Source organism: Janthinobacterium sp. C22, assembly GCF_057919405.1.
Genome location: NZ_CP193659.1, coordinates 3,643,359 through 3,662,832, shown reverse-complemented (window position 1 = coordinate 3,662,832; position 19,474 = coordinate 3,643,359). Strand labels below are relative to the sequence as shown.

The window sequence follows — 19,474 nt, the reverse complement described above, 5'->3', positions numbered from 1 at the left end:
TGCCTTACATCCCCGGCAGCCGGTGCCCCTTGAACTGCTCGCGCAGCTTGTTCTTCTGGATCTTGCCCGTGGCGCCCATGGGCAAGGCGTCGATGAACAGCACGTCGTCGGGCGTCCACCACTTGGCGATCTTGCCTTCAAAGAACTGCAGCAAGGCGTCGCGCGTGACCTCCATGCCGGGACGCAGCACCACGACGAGCACGGGACGCTCGTCCCATTTCGGGTGGAACACGCCGATGCAGGCCGCCTGCAGCACGGCCGGGTGCGCCATGGCCAGGTTTTCCAGGTCGATGGTGCCGATCCACTCGCCGCCCGACTTGATCACGTCCTTGCTGCGGTCCGTGATCTGCATGTAGCCGTCCGCGTCGATGGTGGCCACGTCGCCCGTGGGGAACCAGCCATCCTGCAGCACCTCGCCGCCCTCGTTCTTGTAGTACGAGGAAATGATCCACGGCCCCTTCACCAGCAAATGACCGTACGCCACGCCATCCCACGGCAATTCCTTGCCATCGTCGTCGACGATCTTCATGTCCACGCCGTAGATGGCATGGCCCTGCTTTTGCAGGATCTTGCGCTGCTCGGTCTTCGGCAAGTCCAGGTGCTTGGTCTGCAAGCCACCGGCCGTGCCCAGCGGCGACATTTCCGTCATGCCCCAGGCGTGGATGACCTCGATGTCGAACTTGTCGATCAGGGTATCCATCATGGCCGGCGGGCACGCCGCGCCGCCGATCACGGTGCGGCGGAAGGTGGAGAATGTCAAGTCATTCTGCAGCGCATGGTTCAGCAAACCCAGCCAGACGGTGGGCACGCCGGCCGAGAACGTCACTTTTTCCGCCTCGAACAGCTCGTACAGCGACTTGCCGTCCAGCGCCGCGCCGGGAAACACCATGCGCGCGCCGGACAGGGGCACGGAATACGGCAAGCCCCAGGCATTCACGTGGAACATGGGCACGACGGGCAGGACCGTGTCCGAGGCGCGCACGTTCAGGGCGCTGGGCATGGCCGACGCATACGCGTGCAGCACGGTCGAACGGTGCGAATACAGGGCGCCCTTGGGATTGCCCGTGGTGCCCGACGTGTAGCACAGGGTGGCGGCCGCGTTCTCGTCGAACAATGGCCATGCATAGTCGTCCGAATGCGTGGCGATCAGGTCTTCATAGCACAGCAGGTCGGGGATGGTGCTGCTGGCGGGCATGCGCTCGCGGTCGCACATCAGCACGAAATGGCGGACAAAGGTGCAGTCGGCGGCGATTTTCTCCACCACGGGGAGGAAGGTCAGGTCGAACAGTAAGACCTGGTCTTGCGCGTGATTCGAAATATAGGCGATCTGGTCGGGAAACAGGCGCGGATTGATGGTGTGCAAGACGGCACCCGAGCCGGACACGGCATAGTAGGCTTCCAGGTGGCGATAACCATTCCAGGCCAGGGTGGCGACCCGGTCGCCCATGCCGACGCCGAGGCCATGCAGGGCATTGGCCAGCCGGCGCGCGCGCTGGTGGCAATCGCGGTAGGTGTAGCGGTGCATATCGCCTTCCACCCGCCGCGAAATGATTTCACTGCCGCCATAATGACGCGCTGCAAACTCGATAATGCTGGAAATCAGCAGGGGCTGATTCATCATCTGGCCCATCACTGGACTCAAGGGAAATGCCGACATCGTGTCTCCTGGGGTGGATACTCGGTTATTGTTGGAATTTAAAGATTTTTCCTAGTTTCGTACGGTCGTGCGGAAATCGTCAACGCATTTCGATATTGCATTGCAGCATGGAATTTTTGATTCCGTTTCCAGCCGCATGGGCAAGCGCCGCACGCCCTGGCGCCGTGCGGTAAAATCGCATTCCAGGCTGGCGCTTCCCGCCGCCACATCTTATTTGAATGGAACTGCCATCACCGCTCATACCTTACCACTGGATAACGGCTTTGCGGCCCTGCCGCCCGCGTTCTATACGCGCCTGATGCCTACGCCCCTGCCCTCGCCCTACTTTGTCGCCGCCAGCGCACCGGCTGCCAGCCTGGTGGGCCTTGATGCGGCGCGCCTTGCCGAGCCCGACTACGTGGCGCTGCTGGCCGGCAATGCCGTGGCCGAGCGCTCGCAGCCCCTGTCGGCCGTGTATTCGGGCCATCAGTTCGGCGTCTGGGCCGGCCAGCTGGGCGACGGCCGCGCCATCCTGCTGGGCGATATCGCCACGGCAAGCGGTCCGATGGAACTGCAGCTGAAAGGTGCTGGCGCCACGCCGTATTCGCGCATGGGGGACGGGCGTGCCGTGCTGCGCTCGTCCATCCGCGAATTCCTGTGCTCGGAAGCCATGGCGGCGCTGGGCATTCCCACCTCGCGCGCGCTGTCCATCATGGGTTCGCAGCAAGGCATCATGCGCGAAACGGTGGAAACGGCGGCCGTCGTCACACGCATGGCGCCCACGTTTGTGCGCTTCGGCTCGTTCGAGCACTGGTTTTACCGCAAGAAGCCGGACGAGCTGAAAATCCTCGCCGATTACGTGATCGACGGTTTTTATCCCGATTTGCGCGCCGCAGCAAATCCATACCAGGCCTTGCTGGCCGAAGTGTGCGTGCGCACGGCGCACATGATCGCGCAATGGCAAGCCGTCGGCTTCATGCATGGCGTCATGAATACGGACAATATGTCGATCCTGGGCCTGACGCTCGATTACGGCCCGTTCGGCTTCATGGAAGCGTTTGACGCGGAACACATCTGCAACCATACGGACCAGCAAGGCCGCTATTCCTACGCCAACCAGCCGCAGGTGGGCCACTGGAACTGCTACGCGCTGGGCCAGGCCCTGCTGCCGCTGATCGGCGAAGTGGAACTGGCGCAGGCGGCGCTGGACAGCTACCAGCCCGCCTTCGCCGAGAAGATGAATAGCTTGCTGCGCGCCAAGCTGGGCTTGCAAACGAGCCAGGACGACGATACGGCCCTGTTCGACAACATGTTTGCGCTGATGCAAGCCAATCACGTGGATTTCACCAACTTCTTCCGCGCCTTGGCTACACTGCAGGTGGCGGCGCCCGAACACGACACGGCGCTGCGCGACATGTTCATCGACCGCGCCGCCTTCGATGCGTGGGCGGCGACGTACCGGGCGCGCCTGTTGCTGGAGAATAGCGTCGATGCCGAACGGCAAGCGGCCATGAACGGCGTCAACCCGAAATACGTGCTGCGCAACTACCTGGCGCAAGTGGCCATCGAGAAAGCCCAGCAGCAGGACTACACGGAAGTGGCGACATTGCTGGACGTTTTGCAAAAGCCATTTGACGAACAGCCCGAACACCAGCACTATGCGGCCCTGCCGCCCGACTGGGCCAGCCACCTTGAAGTCAGCTGCTCATCCTAAGGAGTCATTATGACCACGAATAAAGTCAAGAAAACCGACGCCGAATGGCGCGCCATGCTCGATTCGATGCAATACGAAGTCACGCGCCACGCCGCCACGGAACGGGCCTTCACGGGCAAGTTCTGGGACCACCATGAACACGGCATCTACACCTGCGTCTGCTGCAACACGCCCCTGTTCGCGTCGGACACCAAGTTCGACTCGGGCTGCGGCTGGCCCAGCTATTTCCAGGCACTCGACCCGGCGAATGTCACGGAAATCGTCGACCGCAGCCACGGCATGCTGCGCACGGAAATCGTCTGCGCCGTCTGCGACGCCCACCTGGGCCACGTCTTCCCGGACGGCCCGCCGCCGACCGGCTTGCGCTATTGCATCAATTCGGCCTCCTTGCGCTTCGATCCGCAGCCGTGAGACACAGGATCGCCTGGGAGCAACTCGGTTGCTCCTAAGCCATTCCTAAGATGATTTTAATAAGACCAGTGTAAAGTCTCGCCATGAAATTTCTATTCGACCTCTTCCCCCTGATCGCCTTCTTCGCCGCCTTCAAATTGGGCGGCATGTATGAAGCGGCCACGCACGATTTCGTGCAGCAATATTTGTCCGGCTTCGTGTCAGGCGGCCTGATCAAGGCTGACCAGGCGCCGTGGATACTCGCCACCCTCGTCGGCATCGTCGCCACCGCCTGCCAGGTCAGCTATCTGCTGCTGCGCAAGCGCAAGGTGGACGGCATGCTGTGGCTGTCGTTGTTCATCTTTGTCGTGTTCGGCGGCGCCAGCATCTACCTGCATGACGATTTCTTCCTGAAATGGAAGCCGACCCTGATCTACTGGCTGTCCGGCCTGGCCCTGCTGATCGCCCACGTGGGTTTCAAGAAAAACCTGATCCGCAAGACCATGGAAGCGCAAGTGCAATTGCCCGATGCCGTATGGAACCAGCTGCTGGCCGCCTGGATCATCTTCTTCGGCGCCATCGGCGCGCTGAACCTGTTTGTCGCCTTCGTGCTGTACAAGGGCGACATGGCCGCCTGGGTCAGTTTTAAAGCGTTTGGCGCGACGGGCATCTTCTTTGCCTTCATCGTGGCGCAAACCCTGTTCCTGGCCAAACATATCAAGGAAGACGCATGATGCATACCACCACCGAGAATACCTCGCCGGAAACGCGCATGCAGCGCATCCGTACCCGCCTGGAAACGGCACTTTCCCCTCTGGAATGCGTGCTGGAAGACGACTCGGCGCGCCACCGGGGCCATGCGGGCGCCGCCTCGGGCGGAGGCCATTACAATCTGCGCATTATTTCTAGCCGATTTGAGGGGCTCAGGCTCGTCATGCGCCATCGACTGGTGTATGATTCCGTGCACGATATGATGCATAATGAGATACATGCATTGGCGATTGTGGCCCTGGCGCCGTCCGAAGTAGTGTAAGGATGGCGTTTTGGCGTACCCGAGCCATGTGATGGATTTCTTCCCATGCGTTTTTTACGAAACTTTCCCTAACAGGATTTAATAATGACTTTTAAGCCAGCCCGCTTGCTGATCGCACTACTCGCCGTTGTCGCGGTACCTGTTTTTGCGCAAAATGTTGCCGTTGTTAATGGCAAGCCTATCCCATCGTCGCGCGTTGATGCAGTCGTCAAGCAAGTCGTCGCCCAAGGCCAGCAACCGGATTCGCCGCAATTGCGCGAAATGATCAAGAAGGACTTGATCGGCCGTGAAGTGCTGATGCAAGAAGCGGAAAACAAAGGTTTCGGTAAAGATGCAGCCGTCAAGCAGCAAATCGAGAACGCGCGCCAGGCCATCGTCATCAACGCCCTGGTCGGCGACTACCTGAAAAAGAACCCCGTCAACGACGCTGAAATCAAGGCCGAGTACGACCGCTTCGTGGCGCAGACGGGCGACAAGGAATACCACGTGCGCCACATCCTGGTGGCCACCGAAGCGGAAGCGAAAGACATCATCGCCAAGCTGAAAGGCGGCGCCAAGTTCGAAGACCTGGCCAAGCAATCGAAAGATGCGGGCTCGGCCGACAACGGCGGCGACCTGGACTGGGCAGCCCCATCGTCGTTCCCGAAAGTGTTCTCGGACGCCTTCGTGAAACTGCAAAAAGGCCAGGTCACGGAAACGCCGGTGCAAACGCCTAACGGTTTCCACGTGATCAAGCTGGACGACACCCGCGCGGCAAAACTGCCGACCCTGGAAGAAGTCAAGCCACAGATCGCCGAAGCGCTGCAGCAAAAGAAATTGCAAGCGTATCAGGAAGAGATGATCAAAAAAGCGAAAGTTCAGTAAGAACTGACCTCCCCGGCGCCCTTTTCGGCGCCGGTCGTGTATTCTGCGCCTGAATGCGCACTGCGCGACAGTCGCGCATATCGATTTTTAGTATATTTATTAGGAATGAACATGATTTTGAAGCCAGCCCGCCTGATCTTAGCCCTGGTCGCCGTCGTCGCGATCCCTGCGTTCGCGCAAAACGTCGCCACCGTGAATGGCAAGGCCATCCCATCGTCGCGCGTCGACCAGGTCGTCAAGCAAGTCGTCGCCCAAGGCAAGCAAGCCGATTCGCCGCAACTGCGCGAAGCCATCAAGAAAGACCTGATCGGCCGCGAAGTGCTGATCCAGGAAGCCGACAAGCAAGGCTACGGCACGCGTCCGGAAGTCAAGTCGCAGATCGACAATGCCCGTCAAAGCATCATCATCAACGCCCTGCTGGCCGACTACGTCAAGAAGAACCCTGTCAAGGACGCTGAAATCAAGGCCGAATACGACAAGTTCAAGGCCCAGGCCGGCGACAAGGAATACCACGCACGCCACATCCTGGTGGCCACCGAAGCGGAAGCGAAAGACATCATCGCCAAGCTGAAAGGCGGCGCCAAGTTCGAAGAACTGGCGAAAGTATCGAAAGACGGTTCCGCAGCCAATGGCGGCGACCTGGACTGGGCCAGCCCGGCTTCCTACGTGAAGCCATTCTCCGACGCCATGGTGGCCCTGAAACCAGGCCAGGTCACGCAAACGCCCGTGCAGTCGCAATTCGGCTTCCACGTGATCAAGCTGGAAGAAACCCGTCCGACGAAGCTGCCGGCACTGGAAGAAGTCAAGGGCCAGGTAGCTGAGTCGCTGCAACAGAAAAAACTCGCCGCCTACCGCGATGAGTTGATGAAGAAAGCCAAAATCCAATAAAAACGCCTGATATAAGCTACTGCGCGTCGCGCTTTGCGGCCTGCGATGCTCACCGTACCTTCGTACGGTTGCGCTTCTCGGCCACAAATCGCTGCCGCTCGCTACGCTTCTATCAGCCGTTTGGCTAGCTGGACAAGAGCGCTCCCTGGAGCGCTTTTTTTACGCCTGGAGATGCCATGAATCTACATGCAGAATTGAAAGCCGCACTGGAGGCGGCCGCCGAACCGGGCCGTGCGGCGCCCATGCAGGCGTATATGCGCGACCAGTTCATATTCCTGGGCGTGGGCGCGCCGCAGCGGCGGATGGCCGCCAGGGACTTGCTGGCGGGCCTGAAGGGCATCGGTGCCGATACGCTGCTGGCACATGCGCAACTGCTGTGGCAGCAGCCCGAGCGCGAGTACCAGCACGTGGCGCTCGACATGCTGGCCTTGCACCGGCGGCAACTGGGCGCCGAACACCTCCCCGCCCTGCTCGGCCTGGCGCGCCAGCGCGCGTGGTGGGACAGCGTCGACGGCATGGCGGGCATCGTGGGCGACGTGCTGCAGGCGGAGCACCAGCGCGGCGGCGATGGCCACGCGCACATGGATGGCGCCTTGCGGCACGCGGATTTCTGGCTGCGCCGCATCGCCATGCTGCACCAGCTGGGCTGGCGCGCCGACACGGATGCCGGCTGGCTGTTCGGCGCGGCGCTGGCGCTGGCGCACGAAGACGAGTTTTTCATCCGCAAGGCCATCGGCTGGGCCCTGCGCGATTACGCGCGCCACGCACCCGAGGCCGTGACGGCGTTTGCCTGCGCGCACCGCCAGCAACTATCGCCGCTCAGCTACCGCGAAGCACTGAAGCATCAGCCACCTTGAACGACTGGCCGCCCAGCAATCGCAGCGCCGCGTCGATGCGCGGTGCCGCATCCCAGGCCGGCACGGGCGCCAGCAAGCCCAGCGCCATCTGCCGCAGCGGCTCGGCGATCACCATCGCCAGCAGCAAGCCAGCCAACTCTGGCCCATTCTGCAACGCCAGGTGGCCGCGCGCGGCCTGGCGCTGCAACCACTCGGTCAGCAAGGCCGTGCCCCGCTCGATGCCGTTGCGCTGATACACGGCCAGCAAGTCCGCCCGGGCGGGAAACTCCGTGCACAGCAGGCGGAACAGGCCCACGGCGTCCGCCGTCAACACGCGCGCCGCCATCGCCTGCAATATCTCTTTTAGTAATGGCAGCACTTCACCGGGCGCGGCCGCATCGTGCGCCATCGCCGGTAAAAAGGCGTCCGTCCAGCCGCGCACCACCAGCGCCACGAGTTCCTCGCGGTTGGCCGCATACTGATACAGCGACTTCTTTGCCATGCCCGCATGGCGCGCCACCGCTTCCATGGTCGTGGCGGCATAACCTTCATTCAACAGCAGCCAGGTGGCCGCCTGCACGGCCGCATCGCGCGCCTCCTCGGGCGGACGCGCCGGACGGCCCCGTCCACGCACAGCCTTGCTCTCTGCCTTGCTCCCTTCTTCCTGCATGCCGGCTCCAAGTTTGATCGATGGACAATTTTACACTGAAACACATTTAGGAAACGATACATGTTTCTTTAATATATAATTGGCTCACCCCAACAAAGGAGAACGACATGACGAGCTACACGCACAATGCATTCCCATGGAGCATTACCAGCACGGGCGACTTGCTCGACCCGTTTCCCCTGCACCTGGAAACGGGCATCACGCGCCTCGACGATGGCTGCCTGCTGGTGGCGGCGCGCACCGAGCTGCACGGCTGCAGCGGGCGCATGCTGGACTGGTGGTTTACCTTTTTCGAGACGACGCAGCACATCAAGTGGTGGCATCCGCACGACCACGTGGCCCATCACGGCTGGAACAATGCATGGAAAAAGGGAGAAAGCTATTACGGCGCCTCGATCGAGGCGGTGGAGTCGCTGGGCGATATTCCGCCCGTGAAAGCCAAGCTGAAGTTCCATGATCCGAAGGAAGTCTTTGACCCGGTGCAGCTGCGGCAGGCAAGGGACAGCGGCGCCCTGTCGGCCGCCGTCTGCGCCCGCATCGGCTTTGGCGATTACGTCGTGCTCGATCCGTACGGCGATCCGCTCGATGGCGAAATGCTGCACCTGACGCGCGATACGCCGACGGGCTGCGTGCTGCGCAGCCGCTTCTTGCTGGGCCGCAACAGCCTCAATCCCGTGCGCGACGTGCCCGACGTGCTGGGCCTGAATTTGCTGCGCCATTGCTACAGCGAATTTACCTATCTGTCGCGCTTTTTGCCGTCGCTGTACTACGGCGAGCACGCCAACGGAGAAAAGGCGCCGCTGCCCTGGTAGGCGGCCTTACAGCCGCTTGTGCATGCGCGCCAGCGGCAGTTGTATTTCGCCCGGCAAGTCCAGGTGAAAATCTTCCGTCACGGCAAAGCCGCTGGCCAGGTACAGCGGCACACCCGGCAAGGTGGCGGCCAGTTCCAGTGCCGTAAAACCGGCGGCCCGCGCCTGCCGTTCGCAATGGCGCATCAGCATGCTGCCCAGGCCCTGGCGCGCCGCGGCCGGTTCCACGAAGAAGGCGCGGATGCGGCCCGGCTGGCTGGCCGGGTCGAGCAGCGGGTCCGGCCCGCTCTTGGCGCGGTCGGCGCCATACAGGGTGGCGCGCCGGCTCCAGCCGCCGCAGGCCAGCATGGCGCCATCGCGTTCGATGACGAAATACGTGCGGTCGGCAACGAGCTGCGTATCGACGCCGAACACGTGGCGCGTCACGGCCTCGGCCTGTTCCGGCGTATAGAATCCCGCGCTCAGCGCCACCCCGGAACGGGCGATCAGCGCATTCATGGCGGGCACATCGGCCGGCAGCGCCACACGCAGGCAGGTCGAGGCGCCAAAGCTGAACCAGGCACGGCGGATGCGTCCCTGCTCCACCTCGTAGGTGGCCACTAATTCCTGCGCGGAAACACCGTCCGGCGTGTCGCCATGGACGATTTCATGGTCGATCACCAGCTTGCCGCAGGCGATACGGTTGAGCAACTGCGCCTGCGGCTGGCTGGCGGCGAAACGGGCCGTGAAGCGGGGGCCGATCTGCGCGCTGCCCGTGGCCAGCAAGGTATCGGGGTGCTGGAATTGCTGTGCGTCATCAGCATAGATGGCCAGCAAGGCCGCCACGTCGTGGGCATTGTAGGCGTCCAGTTGGGCCTGGACCACCGCCGTGGGCGAAATGCGTGTATCGTTGGCAAGCGCCATGCGTGTACCTGTTGTGGAGTCGATAGAAAGTTGCAAAGGGTAACATTGTCGCCCCTGTCGCGGCGTGGTTTACTGCGATAATAACAAGATTCGTCGCAAGAAGCATATTCAGGCGTCATCCATCAACCGTAGAGCGCAATCGCACAAGCACAGCAGGAGTAGATATCATGAAATGGGAAGGCAATCGCGAAAGCGACAATGTGGAAGACCGCCGTGGCGAAGACGGCGGCGGGGGCGGCGGTGGGGGCGGCTTCGGTTTTGGCGGGCGCTCGATCGGCATCGGCACCATCGTCATCGCCCTCGTCGGCTCGTATGTGCTGGGCGTCAATCCCCTGACCCTGCTCAACCTGCTCAGCGGCGGTGGCGGCGGCCAGATCAGTACCCAGCAAAGCCAGTCACCCGCGCGCCAGCCGCCCGAATCGGACGAGATGGCCCGCTTCGTGAAAACCGTGCTGGCCGATACGGAAGACACCTGGGGCGCCCTGTTCAAGGCCGAAGGCGGCAGCTATGTAAAACCCACGCTGGTGCTGTTTTCCGGCAGCACGCCGACGGCGTGCGGCACGGGCCAGAGCGCCAGCGGGCCCTTCTATTGCCCCGGCGACCAGAAAGTCTACCTGGACCTCGATTTCTTCAAGCTGATGCAGCAGCGCTTCAAGGTCTCGGGCGAATTCGCGGAAGCGTATGTGATCGCCCATGAAGTGGGCCACCACGTGCAGAACCTGCTGGGCTTGTCCGAGAAGGTCGACAAGGCGCGCCGCACGCAATCGGAGCGCCAGGCCAACGCCATGTCCGTGCGCCTGGAATTGCAGGCCGACTGCTTTGCCGGCGTGTGGGCATTCCACGCCAACCAGGACCGCAAGATCCTGGAACAGGGCGACGTGGAAGCGGCCCTGAAAGCGGCCACGGCCATCGGCGACGATGCGCTGCAGCGCCAGTCGCAAGGCCATGTCGTGCCCGACTCGTTTACGCATGGCACCTCGGAACAGCGCGTGCGCTGGTTCAGCAAGGGCATCGAAAGCGGCCAGATTGCCCAGTGCAATACGTTTGAGGCGCGCCAGCTGTAAGCATGGCCATCCCCGTGCCGCCCTTGCGGGCGCACGGGGACGTTCCACCTACTTCAAATCGATGCGCCCGTATTGCCCATGCGTCTCGTCATCTGGCCCGGCCGCATAGAACAGCGTATTGACGGGCTGGCTGTTGAGGCCATTGCCGAAGGCGATGCCCCACAAGCCATCGATCGCCAGCGGCGTGCCATCCGTCTTGCGCAGCGCACCAGCGGCGGTGCCCGTGTCGGGGTCATAGGCATTGATCTTGCCATCGCCAAAATTCCCTATCAACAACATATTGCTGGCCGTGCCGAAATCGGCGGGCGCCAGCGCCATGCCCCAGGGCGCATTCAGGGCGCCACCGCTCACCAGCCGTTTGAGCAAGTTGCCGCCCGTATCATATACATTCACGATGCCGAGGCCGGCGCCGGCCTCTTCATCGTCGCCGCTGGCTTCCCGCTTCGCGTACGCGACATAGATGCGCTCGCCAATGGCCTGGATGCCGAACGGCGCATAGCCGGCCGGCAAGCCGGGGTCGCTGAATGCGCCAGGCAGGGCGACCCTGGCAAAGCTGGCATCGAAGACGTCGACGCGCCCGTTGTGGAAATCGGCCGCATACAGGTAATTGGCGCCCGCGTAGCGCGAGATGGCCAGGCCCTTGTAGGCGCTGCCGCCCGCGCTGCCGTCGAACACGACCAGGGCCGTCGTCGGGCTGACCGTGGGCGACCAGGCGGAAATAGTCCCGCTTTCACTGGCGAAGATGAACGGGCTGGGCGCCGTCACGCCGTTCTGGCTCAGTTTGAAGTCTTGCGTGCCGTTGAATACGATGCCCGTCGGGCCTGCTGGCGTGCTGACCACCAGCGATTGCGGCACGCCATTGCCATCGTACAAGGTGGACTTCGCCGTGCCATTCGCGGCCACCCAGACGAATCCGCGTGGATTGAAGGCCACGCCCCAGGCGTTGACGAGGTTGGGGTCCGTGTGCGCGGCCGGCAAGGCGGGCGTGTCCGACACCAGGCTGGTGACCGCATAGGCGCTCGCGGCCGGTGGGTGGTGATGATGGCCGCCGCCGCAGGCAAACAGGGCCGCGGCCAGCGAGATGGCGAAAACGGTGCAGATCAGTTGCTTGATGCGCTGCGTATCCATGGCATTCCCCTCGGCGTGATGGCGGTGTGGCACCGCCTGCTTTCAGGGTAGAACCCGGCCATGCAGCATGCTTGAGGCGCGTCAAACGCGGCAAAGATAGCCAGTGTCAGGGTATGCCGACGTCGTAGCGTTTGCCCAGCCGTTTCAGTTCGCCCGTCTCGATCAGGCTATTCAATTCCTGGTCGAACTGCAGGCGCAGCTTGTCGAACGCGGGCGAGCGGGGATAGGCGAAATAGCCATTCTGCACTTCGATGACCTTGGGCAGCGGTTTCACCTGGCGGCCATAGCCGAGACGGGCGACGACGGGATCGGTATTGCGGCGGTTGCTGATGAACACGTCGACGTGGTTGTGCACCAGCATCTTCAAGCCATTTTCCACCGTGTTGGCCACGCTGACCTGCAAACCGGGCCGCACGCGTTCCCACTCGGCGCCATAGGCCCAGCCATTGAGCAGCACCACCCGGCGGTTCTTCAGCGCCGCGTAGTCGCCATCCCAGCCGAAGCTGGCGTCCTGGCGCGTATAAAAGACCATCTGGTCCTGATAGAAGGGCTTATCGGAAAACGCCATGCTGGCGATGCGCTCGGGCGTCTTGTAGGGGCCGATCAGGATATCGGCCTGCCCCTGCACCAGCATGGCTTGCGCGCGCGCCCACGGCACCATGCGGAAACGCACGGTGTTACCCGTGCGCGCCGCCATCAGGCGCAGCAGTTCCGCGCCCAGGCCGCCATACTCGCCGCCGTCCTGGTATTCGAACACGCGCTCGAACTGCGCGCCCACGGCCAGCAGTTCCCGGGCTGGGGCCTGCGATGGCACAACTAGCGCCGGCCATAGCAGCGCCAAGGCCAGCAAGCGCCGCCCTGCTCTCCTCATCAGCCGACGATGCGCAAGGAGTAATCGGTGGCCCGCACGTCCTTCGTCAGGCTGCCGATCGAGATGCGGTCCACGCCCGTTTCGGCAATGGCCCGCACGGTGTCGGCATTGATGCCGCCCGACGCTTCGAGCAAGGCGCGGCCATGCGTCAATGCCACGGCCTCGCGCAGCATGTCGTTGCTGAAGTTATCGAGCAAGACGGAGACGGCGCCCGCATCGAGCGCTTCCTGCAATTGCGCCAGGGTTTCCACCTCGATCTGCACGGGCACGCCCGCGTCGAGGTTGCGCGCGTTTTCCAGGGCCTGGCTGACGCCGCCGGCCGCCGCGATATGGTTTTCCTTGATCAGGATGCCGTCGTACAGGGCCAGGCGCTGATTCTTGCCGCCGCCCACGCGCACCGCATACTTTTGCGCCAGGCGCAGCCCAGGCAAGGTCTTGCGCGTGTCCAGGATGGACGCGTTGGTGCCGGCCACCACGTCGACATAGCGGCGCGTGGCCGTGGCCACGGCCGACAGCAGTTGCAGGAAGTTGAGGGCACTGCGCTCGGCCGTGAGCAAGGCGCGCGCCGGCGCCTGGATCGTGCAGACGACGCTGTCGGCCGTCATCATGTCGCCTTCGGCGTAATGCCAGACGATATCGATGCTGCGGTCCAGACTTTTCATGATGCCTTCGAACCATGGCGCGCCGCACAGCACGGCCGCTTCGCGCACGATGACACGGGCCGTGACGATATGGTCGGGCGGCACCAGTTCGCCCGTCAGGTCGCACTGGCCCACGTCTTCCAGCAAGGCGGCCAGCAAATTGCCCTCGAAGGCTCGCGCCAGGGCGGGATCGAAGGGAGCGAAAGAATTAACGAGGGTACTCATGCTGGACCGATTCCTTGGAACAATGTGGTTTCTTTTGCCAGGTCCGCGCCCGGCTTGAGGCCCGCCTTCTTGGCGGCGGCGAAGTCGAGCATGCGATTGATCGAACGCACGGCCAGCTGGCCGACGGCGGGATCGACGTGGATTTCGTTGTGCATGTTTTCCAGCGTCTGCGCCAGGTTCAGCAAGCCGTTCATGGCCATCCACGGGCAGTGCGCGCAGCTTTTACAGGTGGCGCTGTTGCCGGCCGTGGGCGCTTCGATGAAACGTTTTCCTGGCGCGGCCGCGCGCATCTTGTGCAGGATGCCGTTGTCGGTGGCGACAATAAAAGTGTCCGTGTCCATGGTTTGCGCTGCCGCAATCATTTGCGACGTGGAACCGACCATGTCGGCCAGGGCCACCACGTTCGCGGGCGACTCCGGATGCACGAGCACCTTGGCTTGTGGATACTCTTCCTTGAGCAAATCGAGTTCGATGCCCTTGAATTCGTCGTGCACGAGGCAGCTGCCCTGCCACAGCAGCATGTCGGCGCCCGTCTGCTTCTGGATGTAGGAACCCAGGTGCTTGTCGGGCGCCCACAGGATTTTCTTGCCCTGCGCATGCAGGTGGGCAACGATGTCGAGGCCGATCGACGAGGTCACCATCCAGTCCGCGCGCGCCTTGACTGCCGCGCTGGTGTTGGCATAGACCACGACCGTGCGGTCCGGATGGGCGTCGCAGAAGGCCGTGAATTCATCCACCGGGCAGCCCAGGTCGAGCGAGCAGGTCGCGTCGAGGTCGGGCATCAGGACGGTTTTTTCGGGACTGAGGATCTTCGCCGTTTCGCCCATGAAGCGCACGCCGGCCACGACCAGGGTCTTGGCCGGATGGTCGCGCCCGAAGCGGGCCATTTCCAGCGAGTCGGAGACGCAGCCGCCCGTGGCTTCCGCCAGGTCTTGCAGGTCGGCATCTACGTAATAGTGGGCAACGAGCACGGCTTCGCGCTCGATCAGCAGGCGCTTGATGCGCGTGATCAGTTCGGCTTTTTCAGCCGGGGACGGCGTCGCTGGCGTGCGTGCCCAGGCGTGGGCAGTGCAGCTGGCTCCGTCTTGTGGATGTTCGTACTCGACGGATTTGATGGCTAAAGTTTGCATGGCTGTGTCAAACAAAAACGGGATAGACCGGCACGATTGCAATGAAGCAGGTGCGCCGGAACGAATGGACCGCGGCGCGTCGGTGTGGTGCTGGGTGGTCAGCCTTGTCATGTCGGATTACGCTGCGCCTCGGCGGCCCCGCAAATCCGACCTACGCGACCAACCCGGGTAACTCACCCTGACGTAGGTCGGATTAGCGCACAGCGCGTAATCCGACGCAACGTTAGCGTACCAATTAATCGATACCCTGGCTCTTGAGGTAATCCTCGTAATTGCCGCGGTAATCGACCACTTCATCTTCCTTGATTTCGATGATGCGGTTGGCCAGCGAAGACACGAATTCGCGGTCATGCGACACGAAGATCAGGGTGCCCGCGTATTTTTCCAGCGCGATGTTCAAGGATTCGATCGATTCCATGTCCATGTGGTTGGTCGGTTCATCGAGCATCAGCACGTTGTGGCGACCCAGCATCAGCTTGCCGTACATCATGCGGCCCTTTTCACCACCGGACAGCACCTTGACGGCCTTTTTCACATCGTCGCCGCCGAACAGCAAGCGGCCCAGGATGGAACGCACGGCCTGGTCGTCGTCGCCCTCTTTCGTCCACTGGCCGATCCAGTCGGTCAGGTTCGTGTCCTTGGCGAAATCTTCCGTCGGGTCTTGCGGCATGTAGCCCACGTTGGCGTTTTCCGCCCACTTCACGCGGCCCTGGTCCGGCTGCAGGCCGGCGATGTCGCCCGCGATGCAGCGCAGCATGGTGGTCTTGCCGGCGCCGTTGGCGCCGATGATGGCGATGCGCTCGCCCGCTTCGACCATGATGCTGAAGTTCTTGAACAGCTGGCGATCAAAACCTTTCGAGATATTCTCGACTTCCACGGCCAGACGGTGCAATTTCTTTTCGCCGTCGAAACGCACGAACGGATAGGCGCGCGACGATGGCTTGATGTCGTCGACCTTGATCTTTTCGATCTGCTTGGCGCGCGACGTCGCCTGGCGGGCCTTGGATTTATTCGCGGCGAAGCGGCGCACGAATTCTTGCAGTTCGGCAACCTTGTCTTTCGCTTTCGCGTTGTTGGCCAGCTGCTGGTTGCGCGCCTGGGTCGAGGCGAACATGTATTCGTCGTAGTTGCCCGGATAAATCTTCAAGGTGCCGTAATCCATGTCGGCCACGTGGGTGCAGACCTGGTTCAGGAAGTGGCGATCATGGGAAATGATGATCATGGTGGAGTTGCGCTCGTTGAGCACGTCTTCCAGCCAGCGAATCGTGTTGATGTCCAGGTTATTCGTCGGTTCGTCGAGCAGCAGGATGTCCGGATTCGAGAACAGCGCCTGCGCCAGCAGCACGCGCAGCTTCCAGCCTGGCGAGACATTGCTCATCGGGCCTTGATGCAGGTCAATGGCGACACCGGCGCCCAGCAGCAGTTCGCCGGCGCGCGATTCGGCCGTGTAGCCGTCGTATTCGGACACTTTGCCTTCCAGTTCGGCGGCCTGCATGTAGTCGTCGTCCGTCGCTTCCGGGTTCGCGTAGATGGCGTCGCGTTGCTGGATGGCGGCCCACATTTCCGTGTGGCCCATCATGACGACGTCGAGCACGCGCATGTCTTCAAACGCGAACTGGTCCTGGCGCAGCTTGCCCAGGCGCTCGTTGGTGTCGAGCATGACGTTGCCGCCCGACGGATCCAGGTCGCCGCCGAGGATCTTCATGAACGTCGACTTGCCGCAGCCGTTGGCGCCGATCAAGCCATAGCGGTTGCCGTCGCCGAACTTGACGGAGATATTCTCAAACAATGGCTTGGCGCCAAACTGCATCGTAATATTTGCGGTTGAAAGCATTAGTGAGGTCTTTATCCAGTGAAAACAGGTAGTTAGGTACTTTTCTCCCATTATACAGCACCCACCCTCATCACTCTATAGCGGCCCGCCAAGGAAGACTCGAGTGCATGCGGAGAAATAATGGCAAGAAAATACGATTGCCGTATTTCAATTTAGCGGATACGCTGCGTGGCATCCGTTTTCCACCTTCTACCTCACAGGCATCACTTGAAAAAATCCCCATCGCCGCCGCCGTGGCCGCCATTGCCATCGCAGCGACCGCCTTTGCGTCGCCCTACTATGCCTTGCACCAGATCAAGACCGCCCTGGCCGAGCGCAACGCCGACGCCCTGGCCGAACACGTGGACTTCCCCGCCCTGCGCGCCAGCGTCAAGACGCAACTGGAGGCGAGCATGGCGCGCAGCATCGCGGCGACCGCCGGCAGCGATAATCCGCTGGCCGCCCTGGGCCAGTCGATCGCCAGCGCCATGCTGGGCAAGATGGTCGACGCCATGGTCTCGCCCGCCGGCGTGGTGGCGCTGGTCAACAAGAGCGCCGTCAGCCCGCAGGCGGATACGGATACGCGTGCGGACGCGCCCGCCGACGGCGCAGCGAAAAAAGCCGAGTATTCCGCAGGCTATGCCGGCGTGAACACCTTCGTCGTGCGCGCCAAGGACGGCAATGCGCAGGAAGGCGCGCTGGTCCTGCTGCGCCATGGCGTGTGGGGCTGGAAACTGAGTTCGATCGAGATTGCGTCGGCGATGGCTGCACGTTAAAGGAAAGGAACGCGCATGCGCAGGCGATCTGAGACACAATGCGTGTCGTTTTGCCTCGGATTGCAGGAGATTTCATGCTGAAACACACGGCCTTATCGCTGGCGATGGTCCTTGCCGGCGCCGCGCCATTCGCCCACGCCCTCGATGGCACAGCCGGGAGCAGCCACTCCGTCGTTTCGCGCATGCAGGCGGAAGCATCGAGCGCGGCCGACCCCGACGCCCCCGCACCGCTGCCCGTGCCCAGCGATATCTCGCTGGCCGAACTGGAGCGCCGCCTGGCGCTGGGCCAGGTGCAGGCCGCCGAAAAACACTATGCCAGCGCGCTCGACCCGGCCGTGCTGACGTCCCTGGCGCAGCAGATGGATTGCCGCGATATCGTCGGCATGCAGCCGTTCGGTTTCCCGCTGGACCGGACGCAGCCCACCGTCCTGAGCGGCGCCCACCTGCTGGCGCGCTGCCCGGACCGCGCTTACGTGACGATCACGGCAATGTCGATGGCGGGCAAGGCGGGCAAGCGCGCCTCCCTCAGCCCGCAGGCGTTCAGGCACACGGTCGATGGCAGGCCCGCGCGGCGCCTGTATTACAAGGCGCCCAACGGCCGTCAGAAGGAATCGCTGACCATTGTCGACGGCAACTATGCGTATGCGCTCGAATACTGGTCGCTCGACGACAGCCAGCACAGCGGCATGGTGGGCATGCGCCGCATGGAAACATTGACGTTGCCGCAACGAAATGGGCAGAAATAATCAGAATACTGTATATTCATACAGTTATCGACTATTTTCCTGTCCGCCATGCCTGCACACCCGCATACCGCCTTGCCGTACACCATTTCCGTCAGCGCCACGCTCGACGCAGAAGTCGAGCAAACCATCCTCGATGGCTTGAATGCCTATAACGATGCCATCACCGGCTATAGCGACAGGCAGGTATTGAGCGTGGTCGTGCGCGACCGCGACAGCCAGCGCGTGCTGGGCGGCGCCATGGGCAGGACCTCGCTGGGCCTGCTGTTTCTCGATTTGTTTTATCTGCCCGCCGCCTTGCGGGGGCTGGGACTGGGCAGCCAGGTACTGGCGCAGTTCGAGGAAGAAGGACGCCGGCGCGGCTGCGCCTCGGCGGTGCTGTACACCATCAGTTTCCAGGCGCCCGAATTTTACGAGCGTCGCGGCTGGCGCCGCTTCGGCGAGATTGCCTGCCATCCCGACGGCACGAGCCGGGTCTTCATGAGCAAGACACTGCACGATTGAGTGCGCTGGCGGCGGCAACGGTGCCGCCAGCGGCAGAGACAGTTTACATGCCCAGCGATTTGAGCAGGTCGGCGTTGTCGTCGTCTTCCGGTTCCGCCGCAGGCGCCGGGGCAGCGTCGCGTTCGCGGTTAGCATATTCGCTATCCATCAGCGAATCGGCGTCAACTTCGCGCGAATCGAAATCGTGCAGCTTGATGAACTCGGTACGGTCAATCGCCAGTTCCAGATAGAAAATATTGTTCTTTTCTGTATAGAAAGTGACGCGGCGCATTTCCGGGCGGTCCAGCGGCGTGTCGACGCTGAGCATCACCTGCTTGTTCAGCACCAGCATCTTCGGCTGGCTCTGGGTGATGTTCGTTTGCAGCTCGCGCCGCACCTTGCCCGTGAAGTCGCCCACGATCTGGTTCATCAACTCGCCCATGATGTTCGACACTTCGTCCGACGTGTAGAAGCTGGCCAGCTCCGACTTCGGCATACCCATGTGCAACATGTAGCGCTCGTAGATTTCCATCGCCGTATCGGCGGCGAAATTGAGCACCACCAGACCCGTGAAACCGCCATCGAACATGACGAAGCAGCCGATGTCCGGCTTCAGGCCCGTCTTGGTGATGCGCTGCACCATGCCCGAATAATTGACCTTGCTTTGCGTTGCCACGTTGAGCACCCGAACCACCGAGTTGCACAAACTCATCAACAAATCTTCTGTACCGTACACAACATCCTTTTCTGCATCCATGAGCAACCTCTCCTACTATTTTAAAGATGACAGCACTGTTCCCTGCCCGCCGCGCGCCGAAACACGACCGTTTCGCTCAGCAAGCGGACGACTTCACCTT

21 protein-coding genes are annotated in these 19,474 nt (G+C 62.2%); 12 read left to right on the top strand and 9 right to left on the bottom strand.

Annotated elements, in window-relative coordinates; translation table 11 throughout:
* Nucleotides 1–4: 4 nt before the first annotated feature.
* The gene (locus ACRHIG_RS17160; protein ID WP_489627212.1) at nucleotides 5–1,657 is read right to left on the bottom strand and encodes a 3-(methylthio)propionyl-CoA ligase; all 1,653 of its coding nucleotides are present in this window, start codon (nucleotides 1,655–1,657) and stop codon (nucleotides 5–7) included.
* Nucleotides 1,658–1,793: 136 nt separating this feature from the next.
* Between ACRHIG_RS17160 and ACRHIG_RS17155 the strand changes: the two genes are divergently transcribed.
* From ACRHIG_RS17155 to ACRHIG_RS17125, 7 genes are all read left to right on the top strand, one after another.
* Nucleotides 1,794–3,350, top strand: coding sequence for a protein adenylyltransferase SelO (locus ACRHIG_RS17155; protein ID WP_489630822.1), 1,557 nt, complete (start codon nucleotides 1,794–1,796; stop codon nucleotides 3,348–3,350).
* Nucleotides 3,351–3,359: 9 nt separating this feature from the next.
* Nucleotides 3,360–3,761 carry a peptide-methionine (R)-S-oxide reductase MsrB gene (gene msrB / locus ACRHIG_RS17150; protein ID WP_034784618.1) on the top strand — a complete coding sequence of 134 codons (402 nt, stop codon included), beginning with the start codon at nucleotides 3,360–3,362 and terminating at the stop codon, nucleotides 3,759–3,761.
* Nucleotides 3,762–3,844: 83 nt separating this feature from the next.
* Nucleotides 3,845–4,474 carry a septation protein A gene (locus ACRHIG_RS17145; RefSeq protein WP_489627211.1) on the top strand — a complete coding sequence of 210 codons (630 nt, stop codon included), beginning with the start codon at nucleotides 3,845–3,847 and terminating at the stop codon, nucleotides 4,472–4,474.
* On the top strand, nucleotides 4,471–4,773 hold the full coding sequence (locus ACRHIG_RS17140; RefSeq protein ID WP_475414341.1) for a BolA family protein: 303 nt from the start codon (nucleotides 4,471–4,473) through the stop codon (nucleotides 4,771–4,773). The genes ACRHIG_RS17145 and ACRHIG_RS17140 overlap by 4 nt, the downstream gene beginning before the upstream one ends.
* 84 nt (nucleotides 4,774–4,857) lie before the next feature.
* A complete protein-coding gene (locus ACRHIG_RS17135; protein ID WP_475414340.1) occupies nucleotides 4,858–5,637 on the top strand; it encodes a peptidylprolyl isomerase in 780 nt (259 codons plus the stop codon).
* A gap of 111 nt (nucleotides 5,638–5,748) precedes the next feature.
* Nucleotides 5,749–6,525, top strand: a complete 777-nt coding sequence (locus tag ACRHIG_RS17130; RefSeq protein ID WP_034756072.1) for a peptidylprolyl isomerase — start codon at nucleotides 5,749–5,751, stop codon at nucleotides 6,523–6,525.
* Between the two features lie 176 nt (nucleotides 6,526–6,701).
* Nucleotides 6,702–7,382 carry a DNA alkylation repair protein gene (locus ACRHIG_RS17125; RefSeq protein ID WP_489627210.1) on the top strand — a complete coding sequence of 227 codons (681 nt, stop codon included), beginning with the start codon at nucleotides 6,702–6,704 and terminating at the stop codon, nucleotides 7,380–7,382.
* On the opposite strand, the gene ACRHIG_RS17120 is transcribed toward ACRHIG_RS17125, so the two are convergent.
* On the bottom strand, nucleotides 7,345–8,031 hold the full coding sequence (locus tag ACRHIG_RS17120; protein WP_489627209.1) for a TetR/AcrR family transcriptional regulator: 687 nt from the start codon (nucleotides 8,029–8,031) through the stop codon (nucleotides 7,345–7,347). The genes ACRHIG_RS17125 and ACRHIG_RS17120 overlap by 38 nt on opposite strands.
* Nucleotides 8,032–8,138: 107 nt before the next feature.
* Here ACRHIG_RS17120 and ACRHIG_RS17115 point away from each other — a divergent pair, with 107 nt between their 5' ends.
* Nucleotides 8,139–8,843, top strand: a complete 705-nt coding sequence (locus ACRHIG_RS17115; RefSeq protein ID WP_489627208.1) for a DAPG hydrolase family protein — start codon at nucleotides 8,139–8,141, stop codon at nucleotides 8,841–8,843.
* A gap of 6 nt (nucleotides 8,844–8,849) precedes the next feature.
* Here ACRHIG_RS17115 and ACRHIG_RS17110 read toward each other — a convergent pair whose 3' ends face one another.
* Nucleotides 8,850–9,743 (bottom strand): GNAT family N-acetyltransferase, encoded by an 894-nt coding sequence (locus ACRHIG_RS17110; protein WP_489627207.1) that lies wholly within the window; start codon nucleotides 9,741–9,743, stop codon nucleotides 8,850–8,852.
* A 167-nt stretch (nucleotides 9,744–9,910) separates the two neighbouring features.
* Here ACRHIG_RS17110 and ypfJ point away from each other — a divergent pair, with 167 nt between their 5' ends.
* Nucleotides 9,911–10,807 carry a KPN_02809 family neutral zinc metallopeptidase gene (gene ypfJ, locus ACRHIG_RS17105; protein WP_475414335.1) on the top strand — a complete coding sequence of 299 codons (897 nt, stop codon included), beginning with the start codon at nucleotides 9,911–9,913 and terminating at the stop codon, nucleotides 10,805–10,807.
* A 48-nt stretch (nucleotides 10,808–10,855) separates the two neighbouring features.
* Here ypfJ and ACRHIG_RS17100 read toward each other — a convergent pair whose 3' ends face one another.
* The 5 genes from ACRHIG_RS17100 to ACRHIG_RS17080 all read right to left on the bottom strand — a co-directional run bounded on the left by ACRHIG_RS17100 (nucleotide 10,856) and on the right by ACRHIG_RS17080 (nucleotide 16,636).
* The gene (locus tag ACRHIG_RS17100; RefSeq protein ID WP_489627206.1) at nucleotides 10,856–11,935 is read right to left on the bottom strand and encodes a TIGR03118 family protein; all 1,080 of its coding nucleotides are present in this window, start codon (nucleotides 11,933–11,935) and stop codon (nucleotides 10,856–10,858) included.
* A gap of 106 nt (nucleotides 11,936–12,041) precedes the next feature.
* A complete protein-coding gene (locus ACRHIG_RS17095; protein ID WP_475414333.1) occupies nucleotides 12,042–12,749 on the bottom strand; it encodes a substrate-binding periplasmic protein in 708 nt (235 codons plus the stop codon).
* Nucleotides 12,750–12,805: 56 nt separating this feature from the next.
* Nucleotides 12,806–13,672, bottom strand: a complete 867-nt coding sequence (nadC, locus tag ACRHIG_RS17090; protein WP_475414332.1) for a carboxylating nicotinate-nucleotide diphosphorylase — start codon at nucleotides 13,670–13,672, stop codon at nucleotides 12,806–12,808.
* Nucleotides 13,669–14,802 (bottom strand): quinolinate synthase NadA, encoded by a 1,134-nt coding sequence (nadA, locus tag ACRHIG_RS17085; protein ID WP_034756048.1) that lies wholly within the window; start codon nucleotides 14,800–14,802, stop codon nucleotides 13,669–13,671. Before nadA ends, nadC begins: the two co-directional genes overlap by 4 nt.
* A gap of 235 nt (nucleotides 14,803–15,037) precedes the next feature.
* Complete coding sequence (locus ACRHIG_RS17080; protein WP_034756044.1) at nucleotides 15,038–16,636, bottom strand: ABC-F family ATPase; 1,599 nt, start codon at nucleotides 16,634–16,636, stop codon at nucleotides 15,038–15,040.
* Between the two features lie 233 nt (nucleotides 16,637–16,869).
* Between ACRHIG_RS17080 and ACRHIG_RS17075 the strand changes: the two genes are divergently transcribed.
* The 3 genes from ACRHIG_RS17075 to ACRHIG_RS17065 all read left to right on the top strand — a co-directional run bounded on the left by ACRHIG_RS17075 (nucleotide 16,870) and on the right by ACRHIG_RS17065 (nucleotide 18,638).
* A complete protein-coding gene (locus ACRHIG_RS17075) occupies nucleotides 16,870–17,391 on the top strand; it encodes a DUF2939 domain-containing protein (protein WP_489627205.1) in 522 nt (173 codons plus the stop codon).
* 74 nt (nucleotides 17,392–17,465) lie between these two features.
* Nucleotides 17,466–18,137 (top strand): hypothetical protein, encoded by a 672-nt coding sequence (locus tag ACRHIG_RS17070; RefSeq protein ID WP_489627204.1) that lies wholly within the window; start codon nucleotides 17,466–17,468, stop codon nucleotides 18,135–18,137.
* 48 nt (nucleotides 18,138–18,185) lie between these two features.
* On the top strand, nucleotides 18,186–18,638 hold the full coding sequence (locus ACRHIG_RS17065) for a GNAT family N-acetyltransferase (RefSeq protein ID WP_436497190.1): 453 nt from the start codon (nucleotides 18,186–18,188) through the stop codon (nucleotides 18,636–18,638).
* Nucleotides 18,639–18,681: 43 nt separating this feature from the next.
* Here ACRHIG_RS17065 and ACRHIG_RS17060 read toward each other — a convergent pair whose 3' ends face one another.
* Nucleotides 18,682–19,374: a DUF3334 family protein gene (locus ACRHIG_RS17060; RefSeq protein WP_092708686.1), complete on the bottom strand. Its 693-nt coding sequence runs from the start codon at nucleotides 19,372–19,374 to the stop codon at nucleotides 18,682–18,684.
* Between the last annotated feature and the right edge of the window lie 100 nt (nucleotides 19,375–19,474).

Coding starts and splice junctions, on each gene's coding strand:
- msrB (WP_034784618.1), top strand. CDS start 3,360: ATGACCACGAATAAAGTCAAGAAAACCGACGCCGAATGGCGCGCCATG.
- ACRHIG_RS17060 (WP_092708686.1), bottom strand. CDS start 19,374: ATGGATGCAGAAAAGGATGTTGTGTACGGTACAGAAGATTTGTTGATG.
- ACRHIG_RS17115 (WP_489627208.1), top strand. CDS start 8,139: ATGACGAGCTACACGCACAATGCATTCCCATGGAGCATTACCAGCACG.
- ACRHIG_RS17135 (WP_475414340.1), top strand. CDS start 4,858: ATGACTTTTAAGCCAGCCCGCTTGCTGATCGCACTACTCGCCGTTGTC.
- ACRHIG_RS17155 (WP_489630822.1), top strand. CDS start 1,794: ATGGGCAAGCGCCGCACGCCCTGGCGCCGTGCGGTAAAATCGCATTCC.
- ACRHIG_RS17110 (WP_489627207.1), bottom strand. CDS start 9,743: ATGGCGCTTGCCAACGATACACGCATTTCGCCCACGGCGGTGGTCCAG.
- ACRHIG_RS17130 (WP_034756072.1), top strand. CDS start 5,749: ATGATTTTGAAGCCAGCCCGCCTGATCTTAGCCCTGGTCGCCGTCGTC.
- ACRHIG_RS17065 (WP_436497190.1), top strand. CDS start 18,186: ATGCCTGCACACCCGCATACCGCCTTGCCGTACACCATTTCCGTCAGC.
- ACRHIG_RS17100 (WP_489627206.1), bottom strand. CDS start 11,935: ATGGATACGCAGCGCATCAAGCAACTGATCTGCACCGTTTTCGCCATC.
- ACRHIG_RS17080 (WP_034756044.1), bottom strand. CDS start 16,636: ATGCTTTCAACCGCAAATATTACGATGCAGTTTGGCGCCAAGCCATTG.
- nadA (WP_034756048.1), bottom strand. CDS start 14,802: ATGCAAACTTTAGCCATCAAATCCGTCGAGTACGAACATCCACAAGAC.
- ypfJ (WP_475414335.1), top strand. CDS start 9,911: ATGAAATGGGAAGGCAATCGCGAAAGCGACAATGTGGAAGACCGCCGT.
- nadC (WP_475414332.1), bottom strand. CDS start 13,672: ATGAGTACCCTCGTTAATTCTTTCGCTCCCTTCGATCCCGCCCTGGCG.
- ACRHIG_RS17125 (WP_489627210.1), top strand. CDS start 6,702: ATGAATCTACATGCAGAATTGAAAGCCGCACTGGAGGCGGCCGCCGAA.
- ACRHIG_RS17120 (WP_489627209.1), bottom strand. CDS start 8,031: ATGCAGGAAGAAGGGAGCAAGGCAGAGAGCAAGGCTGTGCGTGGACGG.
- ACRHIG_RS17070 (WP_489627204.1), top strand. CDS start 17,466: ATGCTGAAACACACGGCCTTATCGCTGGCGATGGTCCTTGCCGGCGCC.
- ACRHIG_RS17140 (WP_475414341.1), top strand. CDS start 4,471: ATGATGCATACCACCACCGAGAATACCTCGCCGGAAACGCGCATGCAG.
- ACRHIG_RS17145 (WP_489627211.1), top strand. CDS start 3,845: ATGAAATTTCTATTCGACCTCTTCCCCCTGATCGCCTTCTTCGCCGCC.
- ACRHIG_RS17160 (WP_489627212.1), bottom strand. CDS start 1,657: ATGTCGGCATTTCCCTTGAGTCCAGTGATGGGCCAGATGATGAATCAG.